6 protein-coding genes are annotated in these 8,708 nt (G+C 40.5%); all 6 read left to right on the forward strand.

From position 1 onward, the window contains the following. Positions 1-53 precede the first annotated feature (53 nt). The 6 genes from AC5JMK_RS25670 to AC5JMK_RS25695 all read left to right on the forward strand — a co-directional run bounded on the left by AC5JMK_RS25670 (position 54) and on the right by AC5JMK_RS25695 (position 8,585). On the forward strand, positions 54-1,022 hold the full coding sequence (locus tag AC5JMK_RS25670) for a DUF1822 family protein (RefSeq protein ID WP_096677464.1): 969 nt from the start codon (positions 54-56) through the stop codon (positions 1,020-1,022). Positions 1,023-1,146: 124 nt separating this feature from the next. Then, positions 1,147-3,480 (forward strand): CHASE2 domain-containing protein, encoded by a 2,334-nt coding sequence (locus AC5JMK_RS25675; protein ID WP_096677463.1) that lies wholly within the window; start codon positions 1,147-1,149, stop codon positions 3,478-3,480. 98 nt (positions 3,481-3,578) lie between these two features. Next, complete coding sequence (locus AC5JMK_RS25680) at positions 3,579-4,382, forward strand: DUF928 domain-containing protein (RefSeq protein ID WP_096677462.1); 804 nt, start codon at positions 3,579-3,581, stop codon at positions 4,380-4,382. A 370-nt stretch (positions 4,383-4,752) separates the two neighbouring features. Next, positions 4,753-5,670: a YihY/virulence factor BrkB family protein gene (locus tag AC5JMK_RS25685; RefSeq protein WP_495911287.1), complete on the forward strand. Its 918-nt coding sequence runs from the start codon at positions 4,753-4,755 to the stop codon at positions 5,668-5,670. A gap of 211 nt (positions 5,671-5,881) precedes the next feature. Next, a complete protein-coding gene (gene purB / locus AC5JMK_RS25690) occupies positions 5,882-7,177 on the forward strand; it encodes an adenylosuccinate lyase (RefSeq protein ID WP_495911288.1) in 1,296 nt (431 codons plus the stop codon). Between the two features lie 535 nt (positions 7,178-7,712). Continuing rightward, on the forward strand, positions 7,713-8,585 hold the full coding sequence (locus tag AC5JMK_RS25695; RefSeq protein ID WP_495911289.1) for an alpha/beta fold hydrolase: 873 nt from the start codon (positions 7,713-7,715) through the stop codon (positions 8,583-8,585). Positions 8,586-8,708: the final 123 nt, after the last annotated feature.

An 8,708-nucleotide genomic window follows, 5' to 3' on the forward strand; every position in this document is an offset into this window, starting at 1 on the left:
TTGTAATTATGAACGACCTATATACAGCAGCATTAAATTTCGGGGAATGATCCATGTCACACCAAGCCTATCGTCTTGAAGATATCGCTTTAACACTGCCCATCACTAAAGCAGCCTTCACTACTGCCCAGCAGTTTGCTAATCAACTGCCATATCCTCAAACTAGGGAACGAGTCCGTTTGAATACTTTGTGTATATTAGCAGTTAATGATTATTTACAAATGATGGGTATTCCAACTAATTTGGCAGCTAGCGATAGTTGGAATCCGATTATCCGTTTGTGTGCTGATGTGGCTGATTTAGAATTACCAGGAATTGGGCGTTTAGAGTGTCGGTCTGTGCTATTGGATCAACAAATTGCTTATGTCCCCCCTGAAACTTGGGAAGAACGAGTGGGTTACGTGTTCGTGCAAGTCGATGAATCTCTGCAAGAGGCAAAATTATTGGGATTTGTCCCCAGTGTCGCCACCGAAGAGATACCTTTAACTAAACTGCAACCTCTAGAAGAGCTAATCGAACAACTAGCACCTGCTTTTGAATTACCAGTTCCAGAATTGGTGAATTTGAGCCAATGGTTTACAGGTATATTTGAGGCAGGATGGCAAACCATAGAATCCTTGTGGAATCAACCCGAAATATCGCCAGCTTTTGCATTTAGAAGCGGCAACTTGATTGAAGATGAAACTAATGATCAGCAAGAAGCAGTAGTCAGACGAGGAAAATTAATTGATTTAGGAATCCAGATTGCCAACCAACTCGTCATGTTAGTTGTAGAAATTAGTCCCAAAGCTGATCAACAAACCAATGTTCTAGTACAACTTTATCCTGCTAACAATCAAAAGTACTTAACACCAGAAGTTCAACTTACAGTCTTAGATAAATCAGGATCAGTGTTTTTGGAAGCCCAAGCGAGAAATGCAGACAATTATATGCAATTAAAGTTTGCAGGAGAACCAAAAGAAGAATTTACCGTTCAAGTAGCATTGCATGATGCTTGCGTAAAAGAACATTTTGTAATTTAGTCAATGGTTAAGAGTTAATGGTTAACAAGTCAAAAAGTTCTTAATTTTGAATTTTGTACGCCCTTGGCGTTCCCGAAGGGTATTTTGAATTTTGAATTCTCCGAAGGAGCTGACTCTCTAATTTATGGGTAAGTTAGTAGTTCTGAAATTTGCAGACGGTAGCTTTGAGCAAGGATTTGCCGTTACCTTACAAATTGGCGAAGAAGGTGAGTTACCTTCTTCAGAAATTGCAGGTAAGTTGCCAGCAGCAACAGAATTATTACAGAAATATAAACAATGGCAGTCTAGTTATTCAAAATTAGGCAGTCGTTATCGTCTGTCTGCTGAGAAGGTGCAAGTAACAAATGTATCGATCCTCAAAGACTGTGACAAAACTGCTCATACATTGCGATCGCATCTTAATTCCTGGCTACTAGCTGCGGAATTTCGCCCTGTGCGTGAGAAATGGCTAGAAAGATTATTGCCTACAGATATAGTACGAGTCATTTTACAAACAGATCATCGTGAATTGCAGCGTTTACCTTGGCATCTTTGGGATGTGCTAGAACGCTACCCCAAGGCGGAAATTGCCATAGCACCTCCAAGATACGAGCGTATTGCTGTCAAGAAAACTCATAATAAAAAAGTAAATATCTTAGCAATTATTGGTAATAGTCAAGGAATTGATACTCAAGCAGATACGGCTTTACTTCAAGCATTACCCACAGCTGAAGTCAGCTTTTTAGTTGAACCACAGCGTAAGGAATTAAATGATTATCTGTGGCAAAAAAATTGGGATATTCTCTTTTTTGCTGGACACAGTTCTAGCAAGGGAAATAATTATAGTGGCAAGATTTTTTTAAATAAAACTGATAGTCTCACAATTGACGAATTAAAATATGCTTTGAAAAAAGCAGTGGAACGGGGTTTACAACTAGCTATTTTTAACTCCTGTGATGGCTTAGGATTGGGAGAAAAACTAGCCGATTTGCACATCCCCCAGATGATAGTGATGCGCGAACCTGTTCCAGATTTAGTCGCACAAGAATTTTTAAAAGGTTTTCTAGATAGTTTTGCTGGTGGTGAACCTTTATACTTAGCAGTGCGAGAAGCACGGGAAAGATTACAAGGATTAGAAGATAAATTTCCTTGTGCTACTTGGCTACCAGTAATTTGTCAGAATCTTGCAGAATCACCCCCCACTTGGCAAGAGTTCACAGGCTGGATGATTCCAAGCAAGCCTATCAAGCGAACTTATAATTCTTCTAATTTATTACGTGTAATTGTTTATTTTTTAATTAATAGTGTATTTATTACTGCAATTCCTACTGGCTTGAAATTTTTGGAAGTTCTACAAAATTGGGATTTACAAGCCTTTGATTTGATGATGCGATCGCGTTCAGTTCTTATCAATGAAGCTCCCGATCCACGCCTATTATTAGTAACCGTTGATGATGCTGATATTGCAGCACAACGCCGCAGAGGCGAATTTTTGAAAGGGACATCTGTGTCTGATCAAACCCTCAACAAAGTTTTGGAGAAACTTCAACAGCATCAACCGCGAGCAATTGGACTAGATATTTACCGTGATTTCCCAGCAGAATCAGCAAATTTACTTCATCGTTTGAAACAAACTAATAACTTAATTGGAGTCTGCAAAGGCAGCGATACAACAATTAATACTAATGGCATTGAACCACCACCAGAATTTCCCCAACACCGTTTAGGTTTTAGTGACTTCGTTCATGATACTGATGGAGTGGTGCGTCGGCATTTACTATTTATGAACCAAGAAGCAACCTCACCTTGTCCTGCTTCTTATTCTCTGAGCTTACAATTAGCACTGCGCTATTTAAAAGCTGAAGGAATTAAACCAAAGTTTACTCCCAGAGGTGATTTCCAAATTGGTGATGTTAGTTTCCAACTCTTAAAACCACGAACAGGCGGTTATCAAGGTATAGACAATAACGGTGGTCAAATATTACTCAACTATCGTTCCTCAAACCGCATTGCTGAACAAGTAACATTGACACAACTGTTATCTTCTCCGATTAACCCCAACGCAATTAAAAACAAAATAGTCTTGATTGGTGTAACTGCTAAAGGTGATTTTCCAGATTATAGGGCTACACCCTACAGTACTGAATTAGACCAACAAATGCCAGGAGTATTAGTACAAGCTCACATGGTCAGTCAAATTCTCAGCGCTGTTCTAGACCGACGTCCACTCCTGCGATCATGGAATCCTTTCGCTGAAGTGATGTGGATTTGGGTTTGGTCAGTAGCAGGAGGATTACTAGCTTGGCAAATGCATCACTCTTTGACACGTTTGCTAATTTTTGTCGTAGTTGGCTCAGGAATTCTTTATATTTTCTGCTTTGGTTTATTCATCCAAGGTTACTGGGTTCCTTTTGTACCATCAGCTTTAGCACTCATAGGAACAGCTGGTTTGACAACAATTAATCAACAGCCAAAGTAATTTGTAATTTGTCATGAATCAGTTAACAGTTTAATTTGATAACTGATAACTGATAACTGATAACTGATAACTGATCCCCTTTCCCCAATCCCCACATTATGAAGTTAAATTTAGATCCAATTAAACTTTTTTTGGTGTTGACTCTCAGTAGCACCAGCTTATTGAGTAGTTTTTCGTTGGTTGTCGCGCAGTCAAAGCCAACTCAAACCTCACAACCAACTTCACCTCAGCCTCCTAAAAGCGAAACTCCCAAAGTTGATTTACCTAATTTGCCACCTGGTCCTCCTCCTGGAGGTCGTCGCTTTGGTGGAGCCAGAAGAGGTAGCTGTCCAGATGTTAAAACACCCCTAACTGCTTTAGTTCCCTCGACAGAGCAGCCGCCATCGGTAACAAATGTTTGGGGATTAACAACAGAAGAACATCCTCAGCTATGGTTTTATCTACCGTACACCAAGAGTTCTGGTTATCCGGCTGAGTTTGTCTTGCTTGACGATGAAACTAAAGATTCAGTTTATAAAACTGCGATCGCTCTACCAGCAAAAGCAGGTATTATCAAAGTTCCCGTACCTGAAAACGTTCCGTCACTGCAAGCTGGTAAACAGTATCGTTGGTTCTTCAACGTTTATTGTTATCCACAAAAGCAATCAACTCCTATTTATGTAGAAGGAGTCATTATCCGTAAAAATCCCACTCAAACCTTATTCAAGCAGTTACAAAAATCACAGCCAATCCAGCAAGTTAATATTTATGCTAACAATGGCTTTTGGTACGATGCGCTCACCACACTAGGACAACTGCGCCAAACAAATCCCCAAAATAATACACTTAAAACACAGTGGAGAGATTTACTAGCTGCTATTGGTTTAGGTGAATTAGCAATTCAACCATTGGTTCAACCGTAGTGCTGTTTCGGAAAAATGTGAAAGGAGAAGGGAGGAAGAATTTTCCTTTCTCCCTTGTCTCCAAATTTATTAGACCTAAATAGGAATTCTTACTATTAAGATAGTCAGAATTAGCATAGTTATAATCAAAAATCGTGCCAAATATCATACCTTAACCTTGAAGTATTTACATACTGCACTGAAAACTGTATCAGGTAGATGTATGATGCTATTTAGCCAGATATAACCAAAAGAAAAGCCAGAGTTGGCACGATAAATTCTACCTCTAGGATACAGTATAAGCATCTTGAGGAGGATGTTTTATACCCAGAAAATTCTATATATTTTTAATTCGGAGGTTAACACATCCTGCTCAAGGAGAAATTAGTTAATGAATTTTAAATTGATTTTGGGTTTATTCAAAGAAACATTTAACGAATGGCAAGAAGATAAAGCGTCACGGTTAGCAGCCGCATTAGCTTATTACACAATTTTTTCTATTGCCCCATTATTAATTATTGTGATTGCGATCGCAGGTGCAGTATTTGGAGAAGCAGCAGCCAGAAACGCAATTTTTGACCAACTTCAAGGATTAATTGGCGCTGCGGGTGCAGAAGTTATTCAAAATGCGATTGAAAGTGCTAGTCAACCACGAGCAGGAACCGTCGCCTCACTTATTAGTATTGTTGTTTTGATTTTTGGTGCAACTAGTTTATTTACAGAATTACAAGATTCTCTCAATACAATTTGGGAAGTAAAACCAAAACCAGGAAAAGTAGTAAAAAACATGGTTCGCCAACGCTTTTTATCTTTTGCAATGGTATTAGCTATTGGTTTTTTACTGTTGGTTTCTTTGGTAATTAGTACAATCTTGGCAGCGTTGATTAATTATTTTCAAACTCTATTACCAGGTGTTGATTTTCTTTGGCAAATTGTCAACTTTACTCTTGGTTTTATCATTACAACTTTATTATTCGGGCTAATTTTTAAAGTGTTGCCAGATGCCAAAATTGTGTGGAAGGATGTTTTAATAGGAGCTGCCCTTACCTCACTTTTGTTCTCCTTTGGTAGATATGCACTCGGACAATATTTAGGTAACAACACTTTTGGCTCTACCTATGGAGCTGCTGGCTCAATAGTAGTAATCTTAGTCTGGGTTTACTATACTGCTCAAATCTTGTTTTTCGGCGCAGAATTTACCCAAGTTTATGCCCGCAGATATGGTTCTTGCATTATCCCAGCCGATTATGCAGTTTCTCTAAAAGAAATAAGCAAAGACGACAAGAGGAAACACAGACGCGGGGGATAAGAGAGACATGGGGGACACGGGGGAGGTGGGGGACAAGGGAGACACGGGAAGGGGGAATATTTTTGGTAGATTTCTCCGCGTCTTCCACTCTCCACCTCACCGCGTTTTCTTCCGATCCCCAATCCCCAATCCCCAATCCCCAATCCCCTTTCCCCGATCCTTTAACCCACAGACCACTGTACAATATGACGGTTGTACTCTGTGGCGGACTGTGATTGAGCGTTATACCTTGCCTGAGATGGGCAATTTATGGACAGATGCATATAAGTTTAAAACCTGGTTGCAAGTAGAAATCGCTGTTTGTGAAGCACAGGCGGAATTAGGTTATATTCCAGCTCAGGCGGTTGCAGAAATTAAAGCCAAGGCGAATTTCGACCCCAAACGAGTGTTAGAAATTGAAGGCGAAGTCCGCCACGATGTCATTGCTTTCTTGACAAATGTCAATGAATATGTTGGTGATGCTGGACGCTACATTCATTTGGGTTTAACTAGTTCCGATGTGTTGGATACGGCTTTAGCATTGCAAATGGTTGCTAGTTTGGATTTGTTATTGCAACATCTGCAAGCATTAATTGATGTAATTCGTCAAAAAGCCAAAGAACATCGCTACACAGTGATGATCGGACGTTCCCACGGGATTCACGCCGAACCCATCACCTTTGGTTTTAAACTAGCTGGGTGGTTAGCGGAGGTATTGCGCCATCAAGAACGTCTGCAAATTTTGCGGAAAAGTATCGCTGTGGGTAAAATTTCCGGTGCAGTAGGAACCTATGCCAATATCGAACCGCGTGTAGAAGCGATCGCTTGCCAAAAACTCGGACTCCAACCCGATGCAGCATCAACACAGGTAATCTCACGCGATCGCCACGCTGACTTCGTGCAACAGCTGGCTTTACTTACAGCTTCCATCGAACGTTTTGCAGTAGAAATTCGCAACCTCCAAAAAACCGATGTTTTGGAAGTTGAAGAATTCTTTGCCAAAGGGCAAAAAGGCTCTTCTGCTATGCCTCACAAGCGAAACCCCATCCGTTCCGAACGCCTCACAGGTATGGCTAGAATCATCAGAAGTCATGCGATCGCAGCTTTGGAAAATGTTGCCCTTTGGCACGAACGGGATATTTCCCACAGTTCTGTAGAACGAGTAATTTTACCAGATTCTTGTATTTTGACGCATTTTATGCTGGTAGAGACTACTGACTTGATACAGAACCTCCTGGTTTATCCAGAAAATATGGCGCGGAATATGAACGTTTATGGTGGTGTTGTCTTTAGCCAAAGAGTCTTACTCACCTTGGTAGAAAAGGGAATCACCCGTGAAGAAGCCTATAAAATCGTCCAAGAAAATGCTCATACCGCTTGGAACAAACCGGAAGGCAATTTCCGTGACTTGATTAGCAAAGAGCCGCGTGTGACTGCAAAATTATCACCAGCAGAAATTGCAGCCTGTTTTGACCCACAGCATCACTTGCAGCATTTAGATCAAGTGTATCAACGCTTGGGGATTTAGTTTAGTGATTACCCGTACTCTGGCTTGAAAAAGGGTGTAGGGGTGTAGGAGGAGTTATATTTTAAGGGGATGTAGATGCTTGTTTCCTCCATCTCCCCTTCCCTCGCCTCCGGCATTGGTCAGGGGAGCGTCGTCAACTCGTTCGCACCTCGATCCGACGCTCATGCTCCGCATAGAGCGCGGGGCTGCTGCTACAAAAGCTCAATTCCCGAACCCAAATCCCTATTCCCTATTTTCACGACAGGTCTATAAATTACTTTTTGTGAATCTGTTCGTAATTAGCTCTCAAGGACTTGTAATAATGACTGGATATGAATGCACAAACACAGGTTTGAGAAATTCTCCTTATAATTTTTTTGCTATAACATCCGTAACCTAAAAATAGGGACTTTAATATTAAACTTGAATTTATTGTTCTATGATTGCTTAACAAAGCGCTTCCTTGGGAGCGCTATTTTTTTCTTTGTCAAAGATTTGGCATCAGTCCTGTACCATTGAAACCGGAAGCAATCTCTTCACAAAGAATTCTGCAATGATGTCTGTACGTCAAACTTTAGCCAAGCCTGATATTCAACTTTCTTATTTAGAGTGGAACCAAAATCAAGATCAGGAACCTTTATTATTACTTCATGGTTTAGCTGATCATGCCTTGGTTTGGTCTAGTTTGGGAGATTACTTAGCGCCACAGTATCATATAGTTGCACCTGATCTGCGTGGTCATGGTGAGAGTAGTAAGCCAGAAAAAGACTATAGCTTTGAGAGTGCGATCGCAGATCTAGAAGCATTGATGAATAAATTAGGATGGACAAGTACTCATGTTATCGCCCACTCTTGGAGTGGTAAATTAGCTTGCATTTGGGCTAGACAAAACCCAGAACGATTGCGGAGTATGATTATAGTCGATCCGATTTTTATCTGGCAAATGCCCAGTTTCTTGAGGGTGACATTTCCGATTTTGTATCGCTTCTTGTCGTTTCTCAAAGCGATGGGTCCATTCGCCAGTTACGAAGAAGCCGAAAAACAAGCCCGTCAGTTAACAGCATACAAAGGCTGGAGTCCCTTACAACAAAAAGTTTTCCAAGCAGGTATAGAACAAAAACCTGATGGTAGTTGGGGTAGCAAGTTTACAATAACTGCACGCGATCGCATTTTTGAAGAAGTAATGCAGGTTCCCGGTTTAACAGTCCCAATTCATATTCCCACCTTATTTGTCCAGCCAGAAAAAGGTGTTAACCGCCAAGAATGGCAACTTAAACCTTATAAAACATACCTCAAAAACTTACAACTATGCCAAGTTCCTGGTAATCATTGGCCATTTTTGACCCAACCTGAAGCCTTTAATCAAACTGTAAAAGATTATTTACAACAACAAGCAAGGGAAGATTATCTGATTCATAGAGAACATTAAAGCGTTTGTTCAATCCGCTTCAATGTTGCTTATTAACCTTCTTTCATCCATAGAGAACATCAAAGCGTTTGTTCAATCTGCTTCAACGTTGCTTATTAACCTTCTTTCATCCATAGAGAACAT

This window comes from Pelatocladus sp. (genome assembly GCF_059505505.1).

Bases quoted from the DNA above. Each gene is read 5' to 3' on its own strand.
- AC5JMK_RS25670 (WP_096677464.1), top strand. From the start codon at position 54: ATGTCACACCAAGCCTATCGTCTTGAAGATATCGCTTTAACACTGCCC.
- AC5JMK_RS25675 (WP_096677463.1), top strand. From the start codon at position 1,147: ATGGGTAAGTTAGTAGTTCTGAAATTTGCAGACGGTAGCTTTGAGCAA.
- AC5JMK_RS25680 (WP_096677462.1), top strand. From the start codon at position 3,579: ATGAAGTTAAATTTAGATCCAATTAAACTTTTTTTGGTGTTGACTCTC.
- AC5JMK_RS25685 (WP_495911287.1), top strand. From the start codon at position 4,753: ATGAATTTTAAATTGATTTTGGGTTTATTCAAAGAAACATTTAACGAA.
- AC5JMK_RS25695 (WP_495911289.1), top strand. From the start codon at position 7,713: ATGTCTGTACGTCAAACTTTAGCCAAGCCTGATATTCAACTTTCTTAT.